Here is a 25,700-nt window from a genome sequence, read left to right on the forward strand (position 1 = left end):
GACGTTGAACAAAGGATGATAAGCAATGCTTATTTTGCATTTGCTCTAAAGCTTGATGCGCATTGTACACCAATTAGACCAGTCGTCTAGTGATTTTTACAAAACTATCGTACAAAACCTTTTTTGCTATCACTGATAAGACTGGTTTAAATGCGGATGTCAAATGGCAAGCTATGATAGAGCGCGGCGGTTGAGAACTTAGCCAACACGCCCTAAAGAAGATTCACTTGCTTAGAAATAATTGGCTTGAGGCTAGTTTGCTTAAAAAGAGTTAACGTCCCATCTGGGTGGTCGTCATATGCCAAATTTCTGCTAAAGGCGTGTTGGTTTGACTGATTTTAGCCATTAGACTGGCACCGAGCCAAGCAAAGTACCAGCGCTTGGCCATACTCTCAGCTGAAATATTGTCGAGACGGGGTACAGACCCGTCTGTCCAGCCTGCCTTAATCTGCTCAGCAAGCCACATGGTGGTTTGCTGATAGCCTGCATCAAGTGCTTTACGCATGGTCTCTGACATATCCGCCACCTCTGCACTGAGCTTAACAACCAAGCATTTCTCATGGTCACAGCCGTTCTGCTGAGTGTCGTACCAGTTCTGAAAATAATCATATAGCTTTTGCTGAGCATTGACGTCTTGTGCGTCGATGACATCTAAACGCGTCTTATATAAGCCAAAGTAGTGATTAATGATCGATTCACCAAAAGCTTCTTTAGAAGAAAAATAATGGTAAAAAGAGCCTTTGGGCACACCTGCGGTATCTAGAATCTGCTTGAGCCCAACAGCGGTAAAGCCTTTTTGGGCTATTAATTGATAACCAGTCGCAAGTAAGTGCGTTTTGGTGTCTGATGTAGTAGCGTCTGTATTAGACATAAATAGGATTGTCTCCCTTGATGGTTCTGTGTATTAAGTAGTCAGTCGAAACAGTTAGCGTTCACTTGAACGTCATGTTGATGGCGTATTGTAATAGGATATAGTTATATGTGTTACGTTTTATCAACAATATTCACTGACAAAGTAGTCTTGTTTTATTAATAGCTATGGTAGCATTAGACCAGTCGTCTAGCAAGGTAGGTTTTATTCTCATCAGTCACTGGTTAGATATTTATTTTATCTCATAGCTTAATAAAGACTTTAAACCTACTACTGACAAGATAGCTTTAACCACTCTATTTAGATTATTAACAATAAATTCGTCAAACAACAAAGCAAAATAAGGATGATTATGTCAACCAACGATAGTAACAACAGTGCCTACAATGATTTTCACTTGCAGTTCATCGCAGGCGAATGGCAAAAAGGTAAAGATGATAGCACTAATACCAATACCAATCCTTACAATGGCGATACGCTCGTAGAGATTCAGCAAGCGACCAAAGATCAGCTTAATGAAGCGTATGATGCCGCAACACAAGCCCAAGAAGCGTGGGCGAAGCAAACGCCTGCAACACGTGCTGCTGTATTATACAAAGTGGTCAACATACTGGATCAGCGCCAAGAAGAAATCGTTGATTGGCTGATTAAAGAGTCTGGCAGTACACGTATTAAAGCAATGGTTGAGTTTGGTGCAACACGCGCGATTACGCTTGAAGCAGCGACGTTCCCTAATCGTGTCCATGGTGAGATTCGCCCATCGAACACTCCTGGTAAAGAGAACTTCATTTATCGTGAGCCTATCGGTGTGGTAGCAGTCATTAGCCCATGGAACTTTCCGCTACATTTAACCCAGCGCTCTATCGCACCAGCCCTAGCACTTGGTAACGCAGTGGTACTAAAACCTGCTAGCGATACGCCAGTGACTGGTGGTCTACTGCTAGCAAAAGTGTTTGAAGAAGCGGGTCTACCAAAAGGTCTATTAAACGTAGTAGTCGGCTCAGGTAGTGAGATAGGCGATGCAATCGTTGAACACAAAGCGCCAAGTCTAGTGTCGTTCACAGGTTCGACCTCGGTGGGCAAACATATCGGTGAGCTTGCCAATGGTGGTGAGTACATCAAACAAGTGGCGCTTGAGCTTGGCGGTAACAGTCCATTTGTTGTACTAAAAGATGCTGATATTGAACAAGCAGTAAAAGCAGCTGCCTTTGGTAAATTTTTGCATCAAGGTCAAATCTGTATCGCGATTAACAGAGTCATTGTAGAAGACGAGATATATGATGATTTCGTAGAGCGTTTCTTAGCACACGTCAAAACATTGAACGTCGGTGATCCTAATAAGCAAGACACCGCTGTTGGTCCAATCATCAACGAAAAACAAGTCAAATCACTCAAAGAAAAAATCGCTAAAGCGCAGGAAGAAGGCGCAAAAATGATATTAAGTGGCGAGATTGAAGGCCAAGTCGTACCACCGCATATCTTTACTGAAGTGACTCGCGAAATGGACCTATCACGTAATGAAGTGTTTGGACCACTGGTCGGTATCATCCGTGCCAAAGACGAAGACGATGCACTATCGATCGCCAATGATTCTATGTATGGTCTGTCTAGTGCCGTGTTCACTGCTGATATGCAAAAAGGTCTGCGCTTCGCTCGCGGTATCAGAGCTGGCATGACTCACATCAATGACATCTCAGTCAACGATGAAAGCAACACGCCGTTTGGTGGGGAGAAAAACTCAGGCATCGGCCGCTTCAACGGTGAATGGGTACTAGAAGAGTTCACTAGAACACATTGGATCTCAATGCAAAATGAGCCACGTGAATATCCATTCTAATTGTCTTAAACTAATTATTACATCTAGCTGATAGCTAATAAAAAAGACCGCTTTGATAGCGGTCTTTTTTTGTGTGATGTTCAGCATTTTACTGAGCATAATGTATTTGAAATTGGTCAATTACTCATCTGGCATGAAAGCCCAGTAATCCTTCAATCTCTTCAATAGTCATGCGTCTTACCAGTGCTTGTTCTTCTACTGACAAGCGATTTGTGTGTTCTTTTATCATCGTATGAATACTCCGCGATATCTCAGAGGTAGTCGCGTAATACATTTGAGGCTGCTCTTTTGTCAGTCTCATCAAAAATCGATTGATAAGTTTACGCTTTTCATCTGATTTATTTTCTTCAGTCGTAGTATTATTTTGAGTCATGGTGTTCTCCTAGAGGTAAGCCATTTAAGCAGTCAGACACATGAGAGTCAATGCTTATAAGTGGTTTCTGGGGCTGAGCGCATTGCCTTACAAGTATTAGGCTCGCATCATGGTTGAATGTTCAATACGCCCTAAGTATGTTTTACATCGTATATGATATTTTGAGATTAAAGTTTAAAAGTAATAAATAAGCGCTAAACAGCCAGAAGGATAGGGTATGTCAAATCAAGCAGTGAACAGCTCAGAGAACAATAATGTCACATTGGTACTATTTCATAATGACTTGAGAGTGGCGGACAATGCCACTTTATTGAAAGCATCTAAGATATCCATTAATGGAAAGCTGCTATTGGTTTATGCGTCATCGTTGACAGATATACTGAATGATAAAGAGCATTACGATGCCTATCGTTATGAGGCTATGGGGCAAGCTCGTCAGCAGTTTTTGTATGAGAGCTTAGCTGATTTAAATACGTCATTGATACAGCGTGGTAATAGATTGCTGTATTTACAGAAAGGCGATGAAGCATTGGACGTCTTTACTCAGTTGAGTTATCTAATAGAGCAGCAACAAGTGATGGATATTTGCATCAGTCAAACGGCAGATTATAATCAAAACAAAGTATATGGCCTTCTACAGGCGAAATATCCCGAGATACAGTGGCATATTCAAACAACGGCAACTTTGTTTGATGAGTTGCCGTTAGAGCAGTTGCCCAAAAGCTTTACGCAGTTTCGTAAACAAATAGAAACTGATTATGATTTGCTACATGCAGAAAAAGATATAGTAATTTATCCAACGCCAGAATCACTTGCTCCATTGCCTGAGCATATGCTGAGTAGGAACGAGTACTTTTTTGAATCTCAGTTGTCTAATGAGGCAGGGCATGATAAGCCATCACAGCAGCTATCCAGTTTTAGAGGTGGTGAGTTAAATGGCCTGAATCACTTACATACCTATTTTGACTCCGATGCACCTAGCACTTATAAAACAACCCGAAACGCGCTAGATGACTGGACACATTCTACGAAGTTCTCCGCTTGGCTTGCAAACGGCTCACTATCTGTAAACACAGTATTAAATCGTCTACGTCGTTATGAGCGCGATATCATCGCAAATGATTCTACCTACTGGATATGGTTTGAGCTGCTGTGGCGTGAGTATTTCTACTGGTATGCTGTCACTCATCAGGCAAGGTTATTTTGGTTCAAAGGCATCGGACAGCATACGCCATCGAATCAATTGGACAATCAGCTGTTGGCGCAATGGAAAATAGGTACAACCCCATATCCTATCGTCAACGCTTGCATGAATCAATTGAGTACGACAGGCTATATGTCGAATCGCGGGCGACAACTGGTTGCTAGCTGCTTTATCCATGAGCTAGGGCTTGATTGGCGTTACGGGGCAGCTTACTTTGAGCAACATCTTATTGATTACGATGTTGGTAGCAATTGGGGTAATTGGCAGTATCTGGCAGGCGTGGGTGCTGATCCAAGAGGATGCAGACAGTTTAATCTCGACAAGCAAACTCAGCAATACGATCCAAACGGTGAATTTATCCGTCAGTGGCAAGGCAACACTCAAAAGAGTGATTAATGTATGTTGAAAACTTCCACTCAACAGGTGACAACTATTATTAGACTAATTATAAGATAGGTTTAAACAATGAAAAAGCCCAGTCCTTATCTCACTTTTGCAGGTGCTATTCCGTTTGTCGCCTGTGCATTTTTGCTGATAATAGACGTTGTTAACGTGCCTATACTTGGCTCAGTAGTCGATGTCTTAAGTGCTTATGGTCTAGTAATTGGCTCATTCATGGCAGGTGCGCATTGGGGTAATCATTTAGATTTATCTGATGACAATAAGTGGGCTTTTAGGCTTCCACTATATAGCAACGTCATTGCGCTTGGCCTTTGGCTTGGTTTTTTAATCTTATCAGCCATTAGTTTTATTTGGCTATTAGTGATTGGGTTTATAAGTCTGTTGGTTATTGATTATAGTCTGCATCTAGCGCAGATTATCAGTCATGCTTACTTGAAAGTAAGGCAGTATGTCACGGCGATAGTGGTCGTATCGTTAGTCATCGCGGCATTACAGTTGTAAGTGATATTGACTAAGTCATGGCTAAAGAACAGCCAGCCTGATTTCTCTATTTTTATAACTGGGACATTGATTTTAGAGATTTCCGCAAGCGCCGCACTTCGGTGAGTAAAGTATTTGATAGTTAGACTAAAGACTAATAAAGTTCATTTAAAATGAATGTTATAATTAAAGCCATCTATACTCCTCTAAGAAGATGGCTATGCAATCTATCAAGTTACCTAGCAAACGACCAAGCTCTCCGAATCCTATCCTTAATTTAAGCTTTCGCATATTTTTTAGTGCTGCTGCGCTATTTGCCGTAGTAACGATGCTGCTATGGGCGTTTGTGTTCACTGGTCACACGGATATCGATGCACAGGTTTTGAACCCGTTATACTGGCACGGCCATGAAATGGTGTATGGTTATGCCCTAGCAGTGGTAGCCGGGTTTTTGCTAACCGCGGTCAAAACATGGACAGGGGTGATGATGCCGCATGGTTATAAACTGCTAGGTATCTTTGTCTGTTGGTTGCTGGCTCGTCTGAGCTGGTTGGGTTTTGGGCTTGGCATAACGCTCATAGGTGATAGTATATCGTGGCTATATATAGCAGCCGTTTTCGATATGGTATTTGTCGCCTCGATGGCATATGTGATATGTCGAGCAGTATGGCAAGTTAAGCAATACAAGCAAATGGGTATCTTGGCAAAACTGGCACTGCTGACCTTTGGCAACGGACTCTGCTATTGGGGCATTATCAATGCTGATATGAACACAACCAAGATAGGCATTTATTTTGGGTTCTACTTGATCATTGGGCTAGTGCTAACGATTGGCCGACGCGTAGTGCCGTTTTTTATTGAACGTGGTCTCAGTATAGATATGGGAACATCAGAACCCATTAAACTACATAATAGTAAGACACAAGATATCGCAAGCTTAGTGTTTTTCTTCGCCTTTTTTATTAGTGATGTATTTTATCCAAATAAGTATTTGCTGACGGTGATCGCACTTGGCGTGGCAGTGATTAATATCGTTCGTCTGATAGGGTGGTATCATCACGGTATTTGGCAAAAACCATTACTTTGGTCGTTGTATATTGCGTTTTTAGGTATGTGTTTGAGTTTCTTATTGTATGCACTACAGCCTTGGCTCGGTTATCCGGATAGCATCGCTATGCATGGAATGGCGATTGCTGGTGTTGGTATGATGACGTTAGCAATGATGACTAGAGTATCTCTGGGACATACGGGTCGCAGTATTCATCAACCGCCAAAAACGGTAAGCGTTATGTACGGTTTGATGGTCTTAGTATTTATTAGCCGCGTACTATTACCGCTAGTAGATATGAATCATTACCTAATGTGGATTATGATGGCGCAAAGTGCTTGGATTGCTTGTTTTATGCTATTTTGCATCAGTTATCTGCCCATGCTGGCACGTCCTCGGCCAGATGGTTTATTTGGTTAAAGCGGGCTAACGATACTGTTTTCAAATGCAATTACCAAAAATGCGACTTACTTTGTCGAGCTTAATATATAAATTTTATAAAAATAGGAGCGCAAGTACATGCGACTGACCAACTATAGTGACTACGCGCTACGCTCATTGATTTATTTAGCCGTGCGACCAGATCCATCACTATTGGCTAATATTAGCGATATTGCTGACAGCTATGGTATTTCCAAAAGTCATTTGACCAAAATTATTCATCAGCTGGGTCAGCTTGGTTATATAGAAAGTGTACGTGGCAAAAACGGTGGCATACGATTGGCACGTGCACCTAAAGATATTAATTTGGGCGTATTGATCAAACAGATAGAGCCTGATTTTAATCTGGTAGAGTGCTTCGCAGTACCAGTGACCCGCAATGATAGTGAGCAGGATGCTCATCAGGCGGATTTGCCAGTGACATTCATTGAGGAAAAAAAGAATAAATCACTAGGCTGCGTGATTAGTCCAGCCTGTCAGCTAAAAAGCGTGTTCTTTGAAGCGCTCACCGCATTTATTACTGTGCTTGAGCGTTATACATTAGCAGATATTCTTAATAATGAAGATGAGTTGGCTACTTTGCTGTTTCGGTAACAGCTTCGATAATAGTGTCGATAGTGGCTGCGATAATAATTTTACGATCACTATGATCAGCTCACAAAAATGGGTCGCTACATTAGTAAACACAGTAATAGCGACCCGTTTTTATGTTTAGCAAAGATAGTTGTCAGAATACGCTAAAAACTAAGCGGTTTCTAACTTTGGACGAGCTTTCTTAATGGCTTTTAATAAGGCCTTTTCAAACTCGCCTTCTTTGAACTGAACGAGGTAAGAATGCGCAGCACAGAAATTGCGTACGTCACGCCATTCATGAGCCAAATTAATCGCCCAGTCGCAGTATTGCGCGCCAGCGTTTGGTTCGTTTTTCAGTGCTTTTTTGGTCGTAGGATGCAGTATTAGCTCAGGCAATACCGCTTCTAATAACTTAATTGGTGGACTCATAAAAGTATCATCTACGTGCAAGCTTTGGCTGGCAGGGTGATAGGCCAATAGAGAGCCTGCATGAATCATCTCATTGGGCGAGATATAGTAAATGCCCTCTGACATTGAGAACTTGAGCTCAGGATAGCGTGCAGCGACTGCGTCACTTTCTACCAAGTCATCTGCCCAATCGATTTCTGGTATTTTTTTATGATGACGACTGCTGCCATAGAATGTTGCTTGCGGAAAGTCCTTTGCCATTTGGGCACAGTGTACCGTATGGAAGGGATGAACATTGAGCACGGCTTCAACATCCTGACCATTATTGGTCAGCGCCATGACTTTGTCTCGAACCTCATCTGTTAAAGTGTAACTGTCCAAAAAGATAAATTTTCCCGAAGATAGCTTGATCAGCGAGCACTGGGTACCAATGTTCAACACGCCGCCAATACGAAATGAGCCGCGTATGTTCCAAAACCCTGCCCCTAAATCATGAATTTTATCTGACATTTATAGTTTTCCTTATTTTATATATTGAGTTAAAAAAATAACCATGCTTTTCTGTTGCTAATCTTTAACTTTCGCTCTTAATATAGTAACGTCTAAAATCACTTAGACTCAAGCTCATTACGAGCGCTATCAATGACTGACAAGAGTGTTGCCTCAAATTGACCTTCCTCAAACACCACTAAGCCTGAATGTGCGCCGCAAAAATGACGGCCACTGCGCCACTCATGTGCCAGCTCTATTGCCCAATCACAATACTCTTTACTAGCATTAGCGTCATCTTTGAGCGCTTTTTTGGTGGTTGGATGTAAGCCTAGGTTAGGCTGTACGGCATTGAATCGCTTGGAAGGTGGTATCTCAAAAGTATCATCGACATAAATGCTTTGGCTAGCAGGGTGGTAGGCCAGAAGCGAGCTGGCATGAACCGTTTCATCAGGTGAGATGTAATGGATGCCTTGAGGCAAGGAGAATTTAAGTTCAGGGTAGCGCGCAGCAACGGCATCGCTTTCTACCAAATCCTCTGCCCAATTGACTTCAGGTACTTGTTCTGGATGTCGGCTACTGCCATAAAATGTCGCTTGCGGGAAGTCTTTCGCCATTTGAGCACAGTATACCGTATGGAACGGATGAACGTTGAGCACGGCTTCGACATCTCGACCATCATTGGTCAGTGCCATTACTTGCTGACGAACGTCATTTTTTAACGTATAGCTATCTAAGAATATAAATCGTCCTGATGGTAGTTTTATGAGGGCACATTGGACACCGATATCAAGTATGCCGTTCTTTATAAATGAGCCTCGAATACTCCAAAACCCTGCCCCTAGATCATAAATTTCATCAGTCATCAACATTACTCCTTAATTGTTCATTTATTCAATCGTTTTACTTGTTTGTAGCACTCTATAGTCAGTTCAATATGATTTGGATACAAGGAAGGCGAGTGAAAGTACTACAAATAGTAGACTAAGCGAGCCTGACACCGAATCCAATTTATAGAGGATTGACTATATGATTATTGATTTTTATGGCAGTAATGTCTGTAAGAAAAAAGATAGAAGCAATGTAGATGTGTAAAAATAAAAAAGAGTTGTTATTCAAATGTCACTATGGGCAATGATGGCCATGCGTCTACTCATAAAAAGCTATGTATCCTGAACATAGCATCGGCATTAAACGTATGAGTAAAAAAGTGTCTATAGTTCTGTCAAATGTTCTTGTGCAGCTAGTGCCTTTTGTCCATCATTAATAACACATTGACACCTGAGTATTTCAGTCGATGTGCTAACATGATTTTTTGTCATTATGCTGCGCATTTATCAGTCGATAACGGTGTTTTTATTTTACAAATGTAGCGTGATTTGACGTTATATATCTCTATCATCCACGCCAGTGACCTCTTACCGTCCTGGCATAACCAATATAGTCAGATCCCCTGTGAATCATTCTACCGCTCAAACTCAAAATCTGGTATCAAAACCATCACACACTCCTCACCAGTCGATCTCATGGATCTTAAAGCTCACGATTGGGCTGATAGGCATGTTTGCTTTTTTGCAGGTGTATTCTATCCAAGCCGTCTTGCCTGTTTTGATGATGGACTTTTCAGCGACCGAAGTCCAAGCTGGTATGATCGTTGGGGCGACGATAATGGCGATTGCTATTATGTCACCATTTTTGGGTATGCTCTCTGATGCAGTAGGGCGCAAACCTTTTATCGTTGGGGCATTATTGTTTTTGGCGATACCCACGGCTTTAATCGCTCAGAGTCCGAGTATTGGCTGGCTAGGATTATGGCGTTTTATGCAGGGTTTGTCGGTACCTGGTATTACGGTCGTGACGATTGCTTATATCGGTGAGGAGTTTGAAGGGCGAGCGGTGACCGATCTGATGTCGTTCTATGTGTCGGGCTGCGTCCTCGGTGGTTTCCTTGGTCGGTTTTTGCTTGGGCATTTACATGAGGTCGTTGGCTGGCGTGCAGGGTATTATGTGATGGCAGTCATGACCCTTATCGGTGCAATATGGGTTTGGAAAATGCTACCCGCATCGCGGCAGTTTTCTGCCAATCCGGACTTTCGCGCTGCGATACAGACGCTTGGTGAGCACTTGATCAATCGTTACGTCGTGACGGCCTGTCTGCTTGGTGCTTGTGTGTTGTTTTCACTGGTAGGCTGTTTTACCTTTATCAATCTACATCTGGCCAATACGCCTTATGAGCTGAGCACTGGCGCGCTGGCCAATATTTTTGCCGTCTACTTAATAGGCGTTGTCATTACGCCACTATCGACCACTTTGTTACGTCGATTTGGATCGGCGCGTACAGTGCGAGTGGCTATTTTTATCTCTATGATAGGGGTGTTAATAACACTCGTGACGCCATTGTGGGGCGTGGTGGTAGGGCTGGCCATCATGTCCTCCGGTGTGTTTGTGACTCAAGCGGCGACCATCAGTTATATCGCTGTTAATGTCAAAAAAGGACGCTCACTGGCATCGGGGTTATATTATCTGGGATATTACACAGGTGGGACGCTAGGAGCATGGCTGTGCGGTATTGCCTATGCAAAAGGGCAATGGTCGCTGACGGTATGGCTGCTTTTATTTGTGCAGATATTGGCATTGCTCGTTGCCAGTTTTGGTATGGTTAAAACAAAATTACGTGCTGCTTGATCGTTAAACTTGCGTATAGTTTTTCTAGTGACTAACTTGTGCTACTTAATGTAAGGCGGCTTTACATGGCACTGATTTTTTCTTACTATCAATAACGATGTTATTACTATAAAAAGTAAAATAATGAGATGGTTTGATTTTGCATCGGTATTTTTCACTGCTACTTATCATGACTATTTATAACTTATAAGCACGACCAACAAGGACGTCAGATCTATGTCAAATATTTACCACAGTGCCCCTTCGGCCTATGATTATCCATTACTTGTAAAGCAATTATTGAGCCGTGCCAAAACAGTATCGCAAGACCAAGAGATTGTTTATGCGGACAAAAAACGTCTGACTTATAAAGATTTGTTTGAGCGTATCAATCGCTTGGCCAATGTATTGGCAAGTCTGAATCTTGATGCAGGTGATGTGGTGGCAGTGATGGATTGGGACAGTCATCGCTACCTTGAGTCGTACTTTGCCGTACCAATGTCAGAGTACGTTTTACAAACCGTCAATATCCGACTATCACCAGAAAAAATCCTCTATACCATCAACCATGCTAAGCCCAAAGTGCTGATGCTCAATTCTGAGTTTGCGCCACTGGTCAAAGACTATCAGTTTGAAAACTCAAGCATTGAACATATTATCTGGCTTGATGACAACGGTGTCACTGCTGAAGGTATCTTTGGTAGTAATCAAAGCCGTGTCACAGGCGAGTATGAAGCCTTACTAGAGTCAGCTGGTAGTGATTTTGATTTCCCAGATTTTGATGAAAATACCATCGCTACGACTTTTTATACGTCAGGTACGACAGGGGATCCAAAAGGCGTGTTCTTTAGTCACCGCCAGTTGGTATTACACACTTTAGCAGAGGCGGCGACCCTAGGTATGCTGCCTGATAAGCAGGGCGTCAGCTATGGCGATGTCTATATGCCGATGACGCCAATGTTCCATGTACATGCATGGGGTTTTCCATTTACGGCGACGATGGTCGGTCTAAAGCAAGTCTATCCAGGACGTTATGCGCCCGATACGTTGATGGATTTGATCATCAATGAAAAGGTCAGTATCACCCACTGTGTACCAACGATTTTGCAAATGGTGCTCAAAGAAGCCAAAGATCGTGACGCCAGTTTCAATGGGCTAAAGATGATCATTGGTGGCTCACGATTGACGGAAGGTCTAGCTAAAACGGCAATGGCACAAGGTATCGAAGTCTATACAGGTTATGGCATGTCAGAGACTGCACCGCTCATCAGTTTGACCCACTTTAGCTTAGATGAGCCAGAAATGACGGAAGAAGAGGATATTGAACGTCGCTGCATGACGGGTCAACCAGTATTGATGGTCGATGCTCAAGTATGGGGCGAGGGCAACAAATCCGTAGGTACAGGACCAGACAATACAGGTGAGCTGGTACTACGAGCACCTTGGTTGACCCAAAGCTATCTCAAAAACGACGATGCTGGCAAGGAGCTGTGGGAAAACGGCTATATGCATACCCAAGATATTGCTTATATACGTCCTGATGGCTATATCAAAATCACGGATCGCCTAAAAGACGTGATTAAATCGGGCGGTGAATGGATATCGTCGCTCGAGATTGAGACCATCTTGTCATTGCATCCATCCGTAGCCGACGTATCCGTGATTGGGGTACGTGATAAGCAGTGGGGCGAACGTCCACTCGCATTGGTAGTGCTAAAGCCTGATGCTAAGGACACCAGTGCTGACGATATCAAAGCACTGGCAGAGAAAGCAGTAGAGCGAGGCATTATTCCTAAATATGGCGTGCCAAGTCAGTTTAAGTTCGTAGATGAGTTGCCAAAAACTTCCGTTGGCAAGCATGACAAAAAAGCCATGCGTAAAATCTATGCTGATCAGACTGAAATATAAAACAGTTCGTATTATTGATGATCACAGGATTTTTACTTAAAAATGGGCATCTCATAGCGCATTGCTCGCTTAAGAGTTGACCTTTACCGTTGGCTCTGCTACATTTTAAACCGATACGTTATGTATCGGTTTTTTGACTTCTGGCAAGGATGACCAGTATTTATAAAGGCACTGTCTACTACCATAAAATCAGTGTAGAGTTAGTAGTGGTAATCGCACACGGATAACGTATAAAGCGAGGCCAATACCTCACCAGCTTATAAATATCTCGATTATAAAATAACATTGCCCCATTTCTCGTTTATGCTAAGGACAGCTACTATGAGCGACCATTCCAAATCCCCAGTTTCTACCCAAACGACAGATACACCCACATTTGCTGATATCTATCATGCGTCGATTACTGACCGAGAGCAGTTTTGGGCTGAGCAAGCAAAACGCATCTATTGGCATAAAGCCCCTGAAAAAATCCTTGATGACAGTAACTTGCCCTTTACGCAGTGGTTTGTTGGCGGTGAAACCAATCTTTGCTACAACTGCGTCGATCGTCATTTGGCAGACCGTGCAGAGCAAGATGCGTTTGTGTGGGTGTCATCAGAGATCAACCAAGAGCTGATAGAGACTTTTCCAGGCGTCACAAATGCATTTACAGACTTGGGCAATAACGTCGAGTTTTATACAGACTATGCCAAGCGTCGTCTGACTTATAATGACCTATATAAAGAAGTGAATTATTTTGCGGATGTACTACAACGTCATGGCATCCAAACCGGTGATCGTGTGGTTATCTATATGCCGATGATTTTAGAAGCGGCATATGCGATGCTGGCGTGTGCGCGTATCGGTGCGGTACATTCTGTTGTCTTTGGTGGATTTGCTGCCCACAACTTGGCCATTCGTATGGATGATGCCGAGGCAAAAATGGTCATCACAGTGGATGCAGGATTACGCGGCGGTAAAGTCGTCAATTATAAAAGCTTAGTCAACCAAGGTGTTGAGCAAGCCACCATAAAACCTGATCACGTATTGGTCATCAATCGCGGTATCTTACCGTTTGAGGCACAAGCAATCGATGTTGATTATGCCACTGAACGCCGACTCAGCTGTGAGGCACAGGCGATAGTAGAGCCCGTTTGGCTTGAGTCCAATACTCCCTCTTATTTACTGTACACCTCTGGTACGACTGGCACACCAAAAGGGGTGCAACGTGATACCGGTGGCCATGCGGTGGCCCTGACGACATCGATAGACTATGTCTATGACGGCAAAGCGGGCGAGACGTTTTGGGCAATATCAGATATTGGCTGGGCAGTTGGCCACTCTTACACCATTTATGCGCCATTACTGGCTGGCATGACCAGTGTTATGTATGAAGGATTACCGCACTCACCAAACCCAGGTATCTGGTGGCGTATTGTTGAGGCCAATAAAGTCAATATCTTGTTTACGGCCCCGACAGGTGTGCGTATGCTTAAAAAGCAAGATGAGAGCTGGATGACGCGCTACGATGTCTCTAGCGTTAAGTCGTTCTTTTTGGCAGGTGAGCCGTTAGATGAGTCAACGGCCAGTTGGCTGACTCAGCATCTAGGCGTGCCAATTTTGGATCACTATTGGCAAACTGAATCTGGCTGGCCCATCCTCAGTCATACGCCAAAATTCAATCATAAACCGCACAAGCAAGGATCGCCTGGTTATCCCATGTATGGCTATGAGGCACATGTCATCAATGAAGAGACGGGTGAACTTTGCAAGGCGGGTGAAAAAGGGTTACTTGCGATCAAAGCACCACTGCCGCCTGGTTGTCTCACCACAGTGTGGCGTAATGACGAGCGTTTTGTCAGCAGTTATTTTGGTTTGTTTGATGGTCAGCAGTACTCAACTTCAGACTATGCGGTGACCGATGAAGAGGGTTATTTTTATATCTTAGGGCGTACGGATGACGTGATAAACGTCGCAGGTCATCGAATAGGCACGCAAGAGATTGAAGAGGCCATCAGTATGCATCCAGAGATGGCAGAGTGTGCTGTGGTAGGGATTCAAGACGAGCTAAAAGGTGAGTTGCCTATTGCATTCTGCGTCCTAAAGGATCAGACAAAAATTGAAACTACCGAAAACCGCTTCCGTATTGAGCAGCAAGTCATCGGCGCTGTTGTCAAATCTTTGGGCGGCATTGCCCGACCTGCTGCTATTTATTTCCCTCAGGCACTGCCAAAGACACGCTCGGGTAAAATCCTACGTCGCTCAATTCGTGCGCTAGCGGAAGACCAGCCAGCAGGAGACATGTCAACGCTTGATAATCCCTCGGCCATCGATGCGATCAAGCAAGCAATGAAGGACTATTGATTGGCACAATGTATCGATCTATAAGCCAATCATCTATAAGTCAGCAATGATCGTTATTTCACATAACAAATAGATTTATTTTATAAAAGCCCATGAGTAATCATGGGCTTTTTTGGTTTTATGAGTCAACCAGAATATGGTTTATAAAAATACGTTTATATAAAAGTTTGATAAAGCGCTTGACCGTAAAAATGATTTATTGTTATAGTCAATAACGATACAAAATAAATCATTTTAAAATTCAGTTTTTAACAATGTTTTATAGACAAACACTCATCGCTTTTATTTTTCCAATAAATATCTAGGTGCCGTCACACGGTAGTCTTGCAAAAAAGATAAGGATATCTTATGCACCACGTTCAACAGCTCATCAATGGTCAGTTCGTACAGTCAAACACCGACGAATGGATTGATATCACCGATCCTGCGACGCAAGAAGTCATTGCTAAAGTTCCGCAAACTACCAATGATGAGATTAACCAAGCAGTCGCAGCTGCACAGACTGCGTTTGAGACATGGCGCAAAACGCCAATCACCACGCGTGCGCGTATCTTTTTAAAGTATCAGTCTCTGATTCGTGATCATATGGATGAGCTGGCAGAAATCTTGACCGCAGAGCAAGGCAAGACGATTGCTGATGCGCGCGGTGATGTGTTCCGTGGTCTAGAAGTGGTCGAACACGCCGCTGGTATCGCCAATCTGCAAATCGGCGACTTTGTAGAAAACGTTGCGTCAGGTGTCGATACTTATAGCATTTGGCAGCCACTCGGCGTTTGCGCTGGTATCACACCCTTTAACTTCCCAGCGATGATTCCTTTGTGGATGTTCCCAATGGCGATTGCTACGGGTAATACATTTATCCTAAAACCGTCTGAACAGGATCCGATGGTGACTATGCGTCTGGTAGAGCTAGCGATTGAAGCGGGCGTACCAGAAGGCGTGCTAAACGTCGTACATGGTGGCAAAGCAACCGTCGATGCTATCTGTGACCATCCAGATATCAAAGCCGTCTCTTTTGTGGGCTCTACTCATGTAGGCAAACACGTCTATGAGCGTGCCAGCCAATCAGGTAAGCGTGCACAGTGTATGATGGGCGCGAAAAACCATGGCGTTATCCTACCAGATGCCAATAAAGAGCAAACGCTAAATCAGCTAGCAGGCGCAGCATTTGGTGCAGCTGGTCAACGCTGTATGGCGCTGTCGGTCGTCGTACTAGTAGGCGCAGCAGGTGAGTGGATTGATGAGATTAAAGCCAAAGCAGAAAGCTTAGTGGTCTCAGCTGGCAAAAATGACAAGGATTTGGGCCCATTGATTTCGCCTGTGGCAAAAGCCCGTGTCGAGCACTTGATTGGGACTGGGGTAGAAGAGGGTGCGAGCTTGATTTTAGATGGTCGCGGCATTACCGTCGAAGGGTTCGAGAAAGGTAACTTCGTTGGCCCAACTATCTTTGATAACGTCACAAGCGACATGCAAATCTACCAACAAGAAATCTTTGGCCCAGTACTGTGTATCATGCGTGCTGCGAGCTTAGATGAAGCGATTGCACTACTGAACGCCAACCCACATGGCAATGGCACCGCGATATTTACCCAGTCAGGCGCAGCCGCACATAAGTTCCAGCAAGACATTCAAGTCGGTCAAATTGGTATTAACTTGCCAATCCCTGTGCCACTACCTATGTTCTCATTCTCAGGGTCACGTGGCAGTAAACTTGGTGACCTAGGTCCTTATGGCAAGCAAGCGGTGCAGTTCTATACTCAGACAAAGACTGTGACGGCACGTTGGTTTGATGATGAAGCGAGCCGCGGTGTTAATACGACGATTTCAATTTAATCGTCAGCTCACTGTATTTTCGGTATGATGCGTTGTGCTTACGCTGACGGCATAACGTTAAGATGAGTTGCGGTACCACTAAACGCACTTTATTATCGTTATGCCGCTATTATATGGCACTCTTGTCTCATAAAATTACTTACCAATACTCTTATGAGCGCTTGTATTAAAGCTTCTCTGAAAGACAAGACCCTCTATTTGATCTAAAAGAACAAGGATGACCCGATGGATTTTTCATTGACCGATGACCAAGTCGCCTTTCGCCAAACGGCCCGTCAGTTTGCGCAAAAAGAGCTCAAGCCAAACGCTGCTGAATGGGATCGCAACTCGCACTTCCCAGTAGATGTGATCAAAAAATCTGGTGAGCTTGGATTTTTAGGGCTGTATGCCAATCCAGAATATGACGGCTTAGGCTTACCAAGACTCGACTCAGCAATGGTATTTGAAGAGCTGGCATGGGGCGATACGGCTGTGGCCGCTTATATGAGCATTCATAATATGGCGGCATGGATGATTGGTGAGTATGGTAGCGATACCTTATGTAAAAAGTATTTGTCTAATATGGTTAGCGGTGAGTGGCTGGGCAGTTACTGTCTCACAGAACCGAATGCAGGATCAGATGCCGCATCATTACGCACCAAGGCGGATAAGCAAGGCGATTATTATGTGCTGAATGGTGAAAAAACCTTTATTTCAGGCGCAGGCTCAACCGATGTATTGGTGGTCATGGCGCGTACTGGCGCGGCAGGGCCAAAAGGCGTATCCGCTTTTGTGGTAGATGCCAATAGTGCTGGCATCGAATATGGTAAAAACGAGCATAAAATGGGCTGGAAAGCACAGCCAACACGGACAATTAGTTTTAAAGATGTAAAAGTACCAGTAGAAAACTTGATAGGTGAGGAAGGCCAAGGCTTTCGTATCGCTATGAAAGGGTTAGATGGTGGTCGTATTAATATCGGTATTTGTGCGGTAGGAACGGCACAATCTGCATTAGAGACGGCAACCAGTTACGTACAAGAGCGTAGTCAGTTTGGTAGCCCAATTGCTAGCTTACAGTCAGTACAGTTTAAACTTGCTGATATGCTGACTCAGACTATTGCCGCGCGCCAAATGCTGTATCTAGCAGCTGACAAAGTCGACAATAATGATGGACAAGCGTCTACCTATTGCGCAATGGCAAAACGTCTATCTACGGATCTTTGTTTCGATGTTGCTAATGAAGCCCTACAGTTGCACGGCGGCTATGGTTATTTAAATGAGTATCCACTTGAGCGCCACGTACGAGACTTACGTGTCCATCAAATCTTGGAAGGCACTAATGAGATCATGCGAGTGATTATTTCACGTCAAGTTTTACAGGATGAAGGGTTAAGTCAACTGCGCTAATTTATCTTGATTTACTGAAACAAGGATGTTTTATGACAGATTATACCAATCTAAAGCTATCAATTGATGGCCATACCGCAACATTGACGTTGAACAACCCGCCTGCGCATACGTGGACGATGGACAGTTTGCATGCGCTTAAGCAGCTCATCACAGATCTCAATGCCAATGACGATATCTATGCGTTAATCGTGCATGGAGATGGCGAAAAATTCTTTTCAGCCGGTGCAGATTTAAACAACTTCTCAGACGGTGACAAAGGTCGCGCAATAAGCATGGCAATTGCATTTGGTGAGGCGTTTGAAGCATTGTCTGCCTATCGTGGTGTCAGTATTGCAGTTATCAATGGCTACGCGATGGGCGGCGGATTAGAATGTGCGCTTGCATGTGATATCCGTATCGCAGAAGATCACGCACAGATGGCATTGCCAGAGACAGGCGTTGGGTTACTGCCATGTGCTGGCGGCACACAGAACCTAGCTATGTTAGTAGGAGAGGGTTGGGCTAAGCGCATGATACTGTGCGGTGAGCGTGTTAATGCAGATACGGCATTGCGTATCGGTCTGGTTGAAGAGGTCGCGTCAAAAGGTGAAGGGTTGCAAATCGCTCAGGCCTTAGCAGAGAAAGTCGCTAAGCAATCACCCGTTGCCGTCAGTTATTCTAAAAAGCTTATCCAAGCGGCTAGACACACCCCGCCTGCACAAAATCTCATACATGAGCGTGAAGCTTTCGTGAAATTGTTTGACACGATGGATCAGCGCGAAGGGGTACAAGCCTTTTTAGATAAGCGTAAACCCAGTTGGCAAAATAAATAAGCCGCGATAAAAACACTTTAGCCATCTTTATTATTTAATTTTGTAGGTCACTTTTATGACAGCAGCGACAAACGATACCAACCCCCAAGCATCAGTACATAATGCAGCCCAAGAAGCGTCTGTATTGTTCAATACTGAACCGACGGATTGCGGACACTTGATTGGGGTTATGACACTTAACACACCCAAATCGCTCAATGCGCTTAGCGTCGATATGTGCCAATTGCTCTCAGCGCAGCTAGAGCAGTGGCAAGCCAATGATCAAGTGGTGGCAATGGTATTAAAAGGCGCAGGGGATAAAGCGTTCTGTGCAGGCGGCGATATTCGTAAGCTCTATGACAGTATGTCTACCAGTGCACCAATGCCAAACCCTTATGCTACTGAGTTTTTCAGTCATGAGTATCGTCTCTATCGTCAAATGCACTTTTATCCGAAACCATTAATACTTTGGGGCGATGGCATCATCATGGGTGGCGGTATGGGGCTGATGGCAGGATGTAGTCATCGTCTGGTCACTGAGCGCACACGTTTTGCCATGCCTGAGGTCACCATTGGACTGTTTCCCGATGCTTCTGGCAGCTGGTTTTTGCAGCGCATGCCTGCTAAGACGGGTTTGTTTCTAGGTCTAACTGGCGCGATGTGTAATGGCAGCGATGCGCTATTGGCCAATCTGGCAGAGTATGCCGTTGCCAGTCAGGATTATGATACCGTCATGCAGCGCCTCAGACAGAGCGACTGGCAGGCAGTCGATAACACGAGCAGTTCAAATAAATGCCATGACAATAGTGCGCATAGTATTGTCAGCCGTGCGCTTGCTGAGTTGCCAGTAGCCGAACTGCCAGATAGTAAGCTTGCAACATATTGGCAACCTATTCAGCAACTGATGAATAGTGGTGGTCTGGCTGATATCGATGCGCTGCTACAAAGCGATACTGCGCTCGCACAGCTAAACCAAGACTTTGCAGAAGACAGCTGGACGCAGCGCGCAGTCGCCACTTATCGCCATGGCTGCCCAGTGACGGCAGCATTGACCTATGCGCTCTATTATAAAGTCGCTGACCTATCGATCGAGCAAGTGCTGTATTTAGAGACTAATGTCGCAGTACATTGTGCAGCCAATCCTGACTTCAGAGAAGGCGTGCGGGCACTATTAATCGATAAAGATAGAAGTCCTAAATGGTCACGCTCATTAGTAGACTGTCTCAGTATAGAAGGGCAGGCGTATATCGATAAACACTTTGTCAATCCTTATGCGACAGGTGAGCACCCTTTAGACGATTGGTTAAGTAATGACGCCTTGGGTAGTCAGTATGTCCGCTAGCTGTTTAAAAGCAGTTTATAAAGTAGAACATAAGCAAGATTTACTAATAAATACTGTTAAATAGTATGTAGCAATAGCTACATCATAAATCATCAAGGAGTGATGAGATGGGTACAAAGGATACAAGTACGATGGATAATAATAACTCTAAACCAAATATCGCCTTCATTGGGCTTGGTAATATGGGTGCACCAATGGCAGAGAACTTATTAAAGGCAGGTTACACGCTATCTGTCTTTGATCTGTCTGAGGTTGCAACCCAGCGCTTAGCACAAGCAGGGGCCAGCGTCGCAAAAAGTCCTAAAGATGCTGCAAGTAATGCTCAAGTTGTGATTAGTATGTTGCCTGCAGGTCAGCACGTGCATTCGGTGTACTTGGGTGATAGCGGATCTAATGGTCTGCTAGCAGAACTGCCAAAAGGAACGCTTGTGATTGATAGTAGTACGATTGCGGCGGCTGATGCAAGGACAGTGGCAGAGGCGGCAAGTAAAGCAGGGATCGACTTTTTGGATGCACCAGTTTCTGGTGGTACAGGCGGAGCAATTGCGGGTAGTTTGACTTTTATTGTTGGCGGTAGCGTTGAAGCTTTTGCCAAGGCTGAGCCTATTCTCGCTGTCATGGGGAAAAACATCTTTCATGCTGGAGAGCACGGCGCAGGACAAGTGGCAAAAATCTGTAACAACATGCTATTAGGTATTCTGATGGCAGGCACGGCAGAGGCGATTAATCTAGGAGTCAAGAACGGTCTAGATCCCAAAGTGCTATCAGATATCATGCTACAGAGCTCAGGGCGTAACTGGACATTAGAAGTTTATAACCCTTATCCAAAAGTCATGGAAAATGTGCCATCTAGCAATGGCTACCAAGGCGGATTTATGAGTAAGCTGATGCAAAAAGATTTGAATTTAGCAATGCAAACGGCTCAAGATACGCAGGTGGATACACCGATGGGGGCAAAAGCGACGGAGCTATATGCATCACATACGATAGAGAATGGTGATAAAGACTTCTCTAGTATCATAGGACGTCATGATGTCTCGTTATTGTCTTAGTGCTATCGTCAAATTCATATAAAGTTGCTAGTGACAAGTGTTATCTAAACATTCTCTATTTTAAAAATGTTCTATAAACATAAAATTAGATAATAACAAAAAGGTCTGCGTTCTCATTAGAGCGCAGACCTTTTTTGTGACTTGTCTATTAAGACATTAGCTTTGTAGGTCATATACGAGACTCTGAACATCTTGTGCTGCTTCTTGCAGTCTTGGTACGTGCGTCAGCAAATCATCTAATGAGACGCGTATGGTGGGCGCATGTAAGTAGAGTGAGGCCAGATAGCGTTGCTTTTTATCCAAGATAGGTACAGCGACTGCCACCATCTCAGATATAAATTCTTCATTATCGATACCGACGCCAGTGGCAGCGATATGATCCAGCTCGATATTCAATGCATCGATATCAGTGATGGTGTTTTTGGTGAACTTATCTAATGGCAAACCCTGCAGTATTTTCATACGGCTGCTCTTAGACAATTGGCTCAAATAAAGCTTACCTGTCGCGGTACACCACATCGGAGATTTTGCACCTACAGGAAGATATATTTGTAGCGGTAACGTCGTCTGTGCTCGGTTGGTGTAGATCATATTCATATGATAAGGAATACCGATACCACAAGTTTCTTTGAGCTCATCAACGAGTTTTTGCAAAATCATCTGTCGCTCATTAAAAAACAGACGCTGTTGCCAGAGCTCAACGCTTAGGTTACGTACTCGCTTACCAGGAATAATGCCGCCACCAATATCAACGGTTAAAAACCCATCATCGACCAAATTTTGAATCAGTCTATGGATGGTCGGTTTTGGGATATCCAGCTCTTGTGATAGCTCAAGGGGAGAGAGTGGTTTTGCGGCATAAGATACGGCTTCTATAATCTCCAGCACACGGGTAATCGACGATACTTTAGGCATATACATGGCTCAGTAGTAGTAAGAAAGGCACATTACAATGTGTTCATAGTGTTCATAAATAAGACAAACAGTCATAAACCTGAAGCCTTATGACGAGTTCGTTGTTATCTTTCAGTTATCTCTAATTTAGCACAATATGCAGCTGAGACAAGGCTTAGTATGCCTTTATGAGCACATTTATCTGATTTAACCAATAACCCCTGATTTTTCGCAAAAGTAACATTAGATACACCCATTCACAGAATGCAACACTCTGTAGTAATAAGCTATATAAGTGTCATTGAGTCTCATCGTAATTTTGGTCACTATACAGACATATTTTGTAATACCCTTACATGAACGTTAAGCAGCTCGATATTCATGTTTACACTGTTCGGTTACTTTGAGAGCGTTGTGTAACTCAAACACAGAGTTTTGCAGATTGGTGTAGCAATTATTACAGTATCTATGCAATCTTTACATAATGGCAAATAAAAAGAGCATCACTAGGGGTGACTTTTGATGCCAAAATTGTTTTAATTCGCTCAACAAAATGATGGTCTAAAAAAAGCAGAATTATCATTTTTTACGGGCGGGTTTTATTTCACACTTTAGGAGCGTAACTATGAAATTTATTAAATTAACAGCAATCTCTGCTGCAGTTTTGGCATCAACTGCTGCATTAGCAGCTGAGCCAGTTATCGTTGTTGATAACAATGACGCAGTTGTATACGAAGCTGAGCCAGTTGCGGTAGCTTATCAAGCTGAACCAGTTGCAGTTGCTTATGAAGCAGAAGAAACTAACACTGGCATCATCGGTAAAACGACAGGTGCAGTTCGTAACACTACTGGTGCTATCTTTGGTGGTACTAAGACTTTGTTCCAAACAGCTATTAACCCAGCATCTGTTAGCGCTGAAGCGGGTACTTTAGGTTATGGTGCTAACATCGGTTGGTCAATCAATGACAAAACTGAATTGCAAGCTGGTTGGGCAGGTGGCGATGTTGCTGACCTTTTCGGCGGTGACTTTGATGCAAACGACATCAACTATGATGTAGATTCAGACTTCAGCAACCCGTACCTAGGCGTACAAGTACGTCCTATGGCTAACTGGTTCACAGTAGGTGCTGGTATCATTGTTCCTGATAACGATATCGATGTACGTGCTAACTCAGAAGGTCCGAACTTCAGAATCAATGATGTTGATTATAACGCTTCAGAGACTGGTACGTTATCAGGTACGATCGAGCATCGTAACAAGCTAGCACCTTACGGAACTATCGGTTTCCGCCCTAACATCACCAATAACTTCGGTGTATTTGGTGAAATTGGTGCCGCTTACATGGGTAAAACAGACGCTACTGTTACCTCAAGCAACCCAGATGGTGTAGTTACAGCTGTATCTGGAAACAGTGATAATACTTCTACTACTGTTGTTACAGGTAAAGACGTTGCTAAAGCTGCAGAGCAAGAGCTTGAAGATAAAGATTACCTAGAATGGTTCCCAATCGTTAAAGTTGGTGCAACTTACCGTTTCTAATCTAATCACAGTTTAAGTACTGTTGTTAGAAGAAAAGTAAGCATAAAAAAACGACCCTAAACGGGTCGTTTTTTTATGTCTAAAATATGACGATAAGGTTCTACAGCAATATAAAAGGCCAACTTAAAATACAATGACGGTTTGCTGGGATAATAATACGGAAATCCGGTAAGGGGTTTGATGCTCTGTACTATCTATTGTATAGAGGTGCTCTATAGCATGCTGGTGGTTATTGGATCTAAATACATCAAGCGCAGGCAAGTTAGTGCTCGATAGGCTAGGAATAAGATAGGCATAATCCTTACCTAAACCTTGAGCCAAGGTATATTGATGTATTTTGATAAAGCTTTCTTTTATCTGCCAAAGAAATTTGGCCGTCATATCTCGCTGACTCGTTGGCATCGCTTGTAAAAGGGCAATTTCATTGTTTGAATAGAAGCGGGTCACTACATGCCACGCAATATTACTGGTCTCCACATCGATCCCAGCAGGGCGATGATGGCTGATAACCACTGCTACTTGATTGTAGGAAACTTTGCTGATTTTTTCATCTAATGATTCATCAGTATTGTTTTTATGACTGGCAGCTGTATGGCTGAAACAAACGTAATATCTGCTGTTAGTCAATCGATAAGGAAAGCTCGATTCATCCAAAGTGTCATCAATCTCTAGCTTATGTAGCAGCATTTGTAATAATTGTCGCACCCCTTGGCGCTGCTGTTGACGCTGAGTATGGGCAATACGGCGTGCTGATGGGCGTGTTTGCTGTCTATGAAAATGCCAGTCAACATTATCAAGCCTGATGGTGTCTATAGATACCGTATTAAAGAAGTATGCCCATGATAGATGATTCCATATATCTATACTGTCTATAGCAAAAGATGCAGCACTAACGCGTGCGGTCATACACCATGTCGTCGGGTTGAGCTGGGTATGCTGGATATGAGTTAACGGTATCGTTGGCATTGTTGGTTCTGTTTATTATAGGTTTTAGGAGTAGGGCTTTGTTAGCATTAAGCCAATAGCTAGGTCATAATTGAAGTATATTGATATAAGAAACACGTTCCTTATCTGAACAAATAATACAGAAAAGCCCAGTAATTTACTATTACTGGGCTTTTTTGCATTTAATGCGTGTCTTAGAAGGATACCTTAGTAAGACAATTCAGCACGGCGGTTCTGTGCGTAAGCATCTTCAGCATTGCCAGCGGCAGCAGGACGTTCTTCACCGTAGCTAATGACACGGATGTTGTTGGCAGCGACACCCTGAGCTGCCAGATAGTCACGTGCTGCTTGTGCACGGCGCTCGCCTAGGGCCATGTTGTACTCTCGGCTACCGCGCTCATCGGTATGGCCTGCGACAACGACACCAGCTGATGGGTTTGAGTTTAGCAAACTTACGTGCTGGTTAAGGACGCTCGCTGCTTGTGTAGTGATTTCGCTGCTATCAAAAGCAAAGTAAACCACTGCTTGTATGTTCTCAGCACCAGTGATGACAGCGTTTGAATTGCCAACCATTACAGCACCATTATAGCCAGCTTGTCCACCTGGGATACCTAGTGGCGCGACAACGACTTCAGAAGTGGCGCGCTTGGTAGCACAACCTGTGGTGATAGCCACAGCACTTGATAATACAGCAAGAACAGCGATCTTAGAAAAACTGATTGACATGACGAGCTCCTAAAATTTTAATTACATTTGTTTTTTTAAACTGCTCACGATAAAAATTAGGCAATTGCTGTCTATAATATACTAGATGTTACTTTATGTAATTAGTTTTACTGTAAATTATCTTAGAATTTACATATAGATATACTG

21 protein-coding genes are annotated in these 25,700 nt (G+C 43.6%); 14 read left to right on the top strand and 7 right to left on the bottom strand.

Going from position 1 to position 25,700, the window contains the following annotated elements; translation table 11 throughout:
- Positions 1–271 precede the first annotated feature (271 nt).
- A complete protein-coding gene (locus IP510_RS07760; protein WP_194364218.1) occupies positions 272–871 on the bottom strand; it encodes a TetR/AcrR family transcriptional regulator in 600 nt (199 codons plus the stop codon).
- A 352-nt stretch (positions 872–1,223) separates the two neighbouring features.
- Here IP510_RS07760 and IP510_RS07765 point away from each other — a divergent pair, with 352 nt between their 5' ends.
- Positions 1,224–2,708, top strand: a complete 1,485-nt coding sequence (locus IP510_RS07765) for an aldehyde dehydrogenase family protein (RefSeq protein WP_194364219.1) — start codon at positions 1,224–1,226, stop codon at positions 2,706–2,708.
- Between the two features lie 124 nt (positions 2,709–2,832).
- On the opposite strand, the gene IP510_RS07770 is transcribed toward IP510_RS07765, so the two are convergent.
- Positions 2,833–3,081 carry a hypothetical protein gene (locus IP510_RS07770; protein WP_010201084.1) on the bottom strand — a complete coding sequence of 83 codons (249 nt, stop codon included), beginning with the start codon at positions 3,079–3,081 and terminating at the stop codon, positions 2,833–2,835.
- Positions 3,082–3,298: 217 nt separating this feature from the next.
- On the opposite strand from IP510_RS07770, the gene IP510_RS07775 reads away from it, so the two are divergent.
- From IP510_RS07775 to IP510_RS07790, 4 genes are all read left to right on the top strand, one after another.
- The gene (locus IP510_RS07775) at positions 3,299–4,681 is read left to right on the top strand and encodes a DASH family cryptochrome (RefSeq protein WP_194364220.1); all 1,383 of its coding nucleotides are present in this window, start codon (positions 3,299–3,301) and stop codon (positions 4,679–4,681) included.
- 69 nt (positions 4,682–4,750) lie between these two features.
- Entirely contained in the window at positions 4,751–5,188 is a 438-nt protein-coding gene (locus IP510_RS07780; RefSeq protein WP_194364221.1) for a DUF3429 domain-containing protein, read from the top strand.
- A gap of 199 nt (positions 5,189–5,387) precedes the next feature.
- On the top strand, positions 5,388–6,635 hold the full coding sequence (locus tag IP510_RS07785) for an NnrS family protein (protein ID WP_194364222.1): 1,248 nt from the start codon (positions 5,388–5,390) through the stop codon (positions 6,633–6,635).
- A gap of 99 nt (positions 6,636–6,734) precedes the next feature.
- The gene (locus IP510_RS07790) at positions 6,735–7,250 is read left to right on the top strand and encodes an Rrf2 family transcriptional regulator (protein ID WP_194364223.1); all 516 of its coding nucleotides are present in this window, start codon (positions 6,735–6,737) and stop codon (positions 7,248–7,250) included.
- A gap of 150 nt (positions 7,251–7,400) precedes the next feature.
- Here IP510_RS07790 and IP510_RS07795 read toward each other — a convergent pair whose 3' ends face one another.
- Both IP510_RS07795 and IP510_RS07800 read right to left on the bottom strand, forming a co-directional pair.
- Entirely contained in the window at positions 7,401–8,147 is a 747-nt protein-coding gene (locus IP510_RS07795; RefSeq protein WP_194364224.1) for a hypothetical protein, read from the bottom strand.
- Positions 8,148–8,245: 98 nt separating this feature from the next.
- Positions 8,246–8,992, bottom strand: a complete 747-nt coding sequence (locus tag IP510_RS07800; RefSeq protein WP_194364225.1) for a hypothetical protein — start codon at positions 8,990–8,992, stop codon at positions 8,246–8,248.
- 655 nt (positions 8,993–9,647) lie between these two features.
- Between IP510_RS07800 and IP510_RS07805 the strand changes: the two genes are divergently transcribed.
- The 8 genes from IP510_RS07805 (at position 9,648) to mmsB (ending at position 21,448) form a co-directional block, all read left to right on the top strand.
- Positions 9,648–10,811, top strand: coding sequence for an MFS transporter (locus tag IP510_RS07805; RefSeq protein ID WP_320154191.1), 1,164 nt, complete (start codon positions 9,648–9,650; stop codon positions 10,809–10,811).
- Between the two features lie 216 nt (positions 10,812–11,027).
- Positions 11,028–12,698 (top strand): fatty acid--CoA ligase, encoded by a 1,671-nt coding sequence (locus tag IP510_RS07810; protein ID WP_194364226.1) that lies wholly within the window; start codon positions 11,028–11,030, stop codon positions 12,696–12,698.
- A 321-nt stretch (positions 12,699–13,019) separates the two neighbouring features.
- A complete protein-coding gene (locus IP510_RS07815) occupies positions 13,020–15,041 on the top strand; it encodes a propionate--CoA ligase (protein WP_194364227.1) in 2,022 nt (673 codons plus the stop codon).
- A 348-nt stretch (positions 15,042–15,389) separates the two neighbouring features.
- A complete protein-coding gene (locus IP510_RS07820; protein WP_194364228.1) occupies positions 15,390–16,874 on the top strand; it encodes a CoA-acylating methylmalonate-semialdehyde dehydrogenase in 1,485 nt (494 codons plus the stop codon).
- Between the two features lie 225 nt (positions 16,875–17,099).
- Complete coding sequence (locus tag IP510_RS07825; protein ID WP_194364229.1) at positions 17,100–18,260, top strand: acyl-CoA dehydrogenase family protein; 1,161 nt, start codon at positions 17,100–17,102, stop codon at positions 18,258–18,260.
- Positions 18,261–18,292: 32 nt separating this feature from the next.
- Complete coding sequence (locus IP510_RS07830; RefSeq protein ID WP_194364230.1) at positions 18,293–19,075, top strand: enoyl-CoA hydratase; 783 nt, start codon at positions 18,293–18,295, stop codon at positions 19,073–19,075.
- 55 nt (positions 19,076–19,130) lie between these two features.
- The gene (locus tag IP510_RS07835) at positions 19,131–20,396 is read left to right on the top strand and encodes an enoyl-CoA hydratase/isomerase family protein (protein WP_194364231.1); all 1,266 of its coding nucleotides are present in this window, start codon (positions 19,131–19,133) and stop codon (positions 20,394–20,396) included.
- A 107-nt stretch (positions 20,397–20,503) separates the two neighbouring features.
- Entirely contained in the window at positions 20,504–21,448 is a 945-nt protein-coding gene (mmsB, locus tag IP510_RS07840; protein WP_194364232.1) for a 3-hydroxyisobutyrate dehydrogenase, read from the top strand.
- 156 nt (positions 21,449–21,604) lie between these two features.
- On the opposite strand, the gene IP510_RS07845 is transcribed toward mmsB, so the two are convergent.
- Entirely contained in the window at positions 21,605–22,363 is a 759-nt protein-coding gene (locus IP510_RS07845) for an IclR family transcriptional regulator (RefSeq protein WP_194364233.1), read from the bottom strand.
- Positions 22,364–22,967: 604 nt separating this feature from the next.
- On the opposite strand from IP510_RS07845, the gene IP510_RS07850 reads away from it, so the two are divergent.
- On the top strand, positions 22,968–23,882 hold the full coding sequence (locus IP510_RS07850; RefSeq protein ID WP_194364234.1) for a hypothetical protein: 915 nt from the start codon (positions 22,968–22,970) through the stop codon (positions 23,880–23,882).
- A 123-nt stretch (positions 23,883–24,005) separates the two neighbouring features.
- Here IP510_RS07850 and IP510_RS07855 read toward each other — a convergent pair whose 3' ends face one another.
- Entirely contained in the window at positions 24,006–24,848 is an 843-nt protein-coding gene (locus IP510_RS07855) for a 4'-phosphopantetheinyl transferase superfamily protein (RefSeq protein WP_194364235.1), read from the bottom strand.
- A gap of 186 nt (positions 24,849–25,034) precedes the next feature.
- On the bottom strand, positions 25,035–25,553 hold the full coding sequence (pal, locus tag IP510_RS07860) for a peptidoglycan-associated lipoprotein Pal (RefSeq protein ID WP_194364236.1): 519 nt from the start codon (positions 25,551–25,553) through the stop codon (positions 25,035–25,037).
- Positions 25,554–25,700: the final 147 nt, after the last annotated feature.

The organism is Psychrobacter sp. NG254, assembly GCF_015277735.1.
In the GTDB taxonomy this organism is placed as follows: domain Bacteria; phylum Pseudomonadota; class Gammaproteobacteria; order Pseudomonadales; family Moraxellaceae; genus Psychrobacter.

What these genes read in the sequence shown, in the direction of transcription:
- IP510_RS07760 (WP_194364218.1), bottom strand. Translation starts at nt 871, where the DNA reads ATGTCTAATACAGACGCTACTACATCAGACACCAAAACGCACTTACTT.
- IP510_RS07765 (WP_194364219.1), top strand. Translation starts at nt 1,224, where the DNA reads ATGTCAACCAACGATAGTAACAACAGTGCCTACAATGATTTTCACTTG.
- IP510_RS07770 (WP_010201084.1), bottom strand. Translation starts at nt 3,081, where the DNA reads ATGACTCAAAATAATACTACGACTGAAGAAAATAAATCAGATGAAAAG.
- IP510_RS07775 (WP_194364220.1), top strand. Translation starts at nt 3,299, where the DNA reads ATGTCAAATCAAGCAGTGAACAGCTCAGAGAACAATAATGTCACATTG.
- IP510_RS07780 (WP_194364221.1), top strand. Translation starts at nt 4,751, where the DNA reads ATGAAAAAGCCCAGTCCTTATCTCACTTTTGCAGGTGCTATTCCGTTT.
- IP510_RS07785 (WP_194364222.1), top strand. Translation starts at nt 5,388, where the DNA reads ATGCAATCTATCAAGTTACCTAGCAAACGACCAAGCTCTCCGAATCCT.
- IP510_RS07790 (WP_194364223.1), top strand. Translation starts at nt 6,735, where the DNA reads ATGCGACTGACCAACTATAGTGACTACGCGCTACGCTCATTGATTTAT.
- IP510_RS07795 (WP_194364224.1), bottom strand. Translation starts at nt 8,147, where the DNA reads ATGTCAGATAAAATTCATGATTTAGGGGCAGGGTTTTGGAACATACGC.
- IP510_RS07800 (WP_194364225.1), bottom strand. Translation starts at nt 8,992, where the DNA reads ATGACTGATGAAATTTATGATCTAGGGGCAGGGTTTTGGAGTATTCGA.
- IP510_RS07810 (WP_194364226.1), top strand. Translation starts at nt 11,028, where the DNA reads ATGTCAAATATTTACCACAGTGCCCCTTCGGCCTATGATTATCCATTA.
- IP510_RS07815 (WP_194364227.1), top strand. Translation starts at nt 13,020, where the DNA reads ATGAGCGACCATTCCAAATCCCCAGTTTCTACCCAAACGACAGATACA.
- IP510_RS07820 (WP_194364228.1), top strand. Translation starts at nt 15,390, where the DNA reads ATGCACCACGTTCAACAGCTCATCAATGGTCAGTTCGTACAGTCAAAC.
- IP510_RS07825 (WP_194364229.1), top strand. Translation starts at nt 17,100, where the DNA reads ATGGATTTTTCATTGACCGATGACCAAGTCGCCTTTCGCCAAACGGCC.
- IP510_RS07830 (WP_194364230.1), top strand. Translation starts at nt 18,293, where the DNA reads ATGACAGATTATACCAATCTAAAGCTATCAATTGATGGCCATACCGCA.
- IP510_RS07835 (WP_194364231.1), top strand. Translation starts at nt 19,131, where the DNA reads ATGACAGCAGCGACAAACGATACCAACCCCCAAGCATCAGTACATAAT.
- mmsB (WP_194364232.1), top strand. Translation starts at nt 20,504, where the DNA reads ATGGGTACAAAGGATACAAGTACGATGGATAATAATAACTCTAAACCA.
- IP510_RS07845 (WP_194364233.1), bottom strand. Translation starts at nt 22,363, where the DNA reads ATGCCTAAAGTATCGTCGATTACCCGTGTGCTGGAGATTATAGAAGCC.
- IP510_RS07850 (WP_194364234.1), top strand. Translation starts at nt 22,968, where the DNA reads ATGAAATTTATTAAATTAACAGCAATCTCTGCTGCAGTTTTGGCATCA.
- IP510_RS07855 (WP_194364235.1), bottom strand. Translation starts at nt 24,848, where the DNA reads ATGCCAACGATACCGTTAACTCATATCCAGCATACCCAGCTCAACCCG.
- pal (WP_194364236.1), bottom strand. Translation starts at nt 25,553, where the DNA reads ATGTCAATCAGTTTTTCTAAGATCGCTGTTCTTGCTGTATTATCAAGT.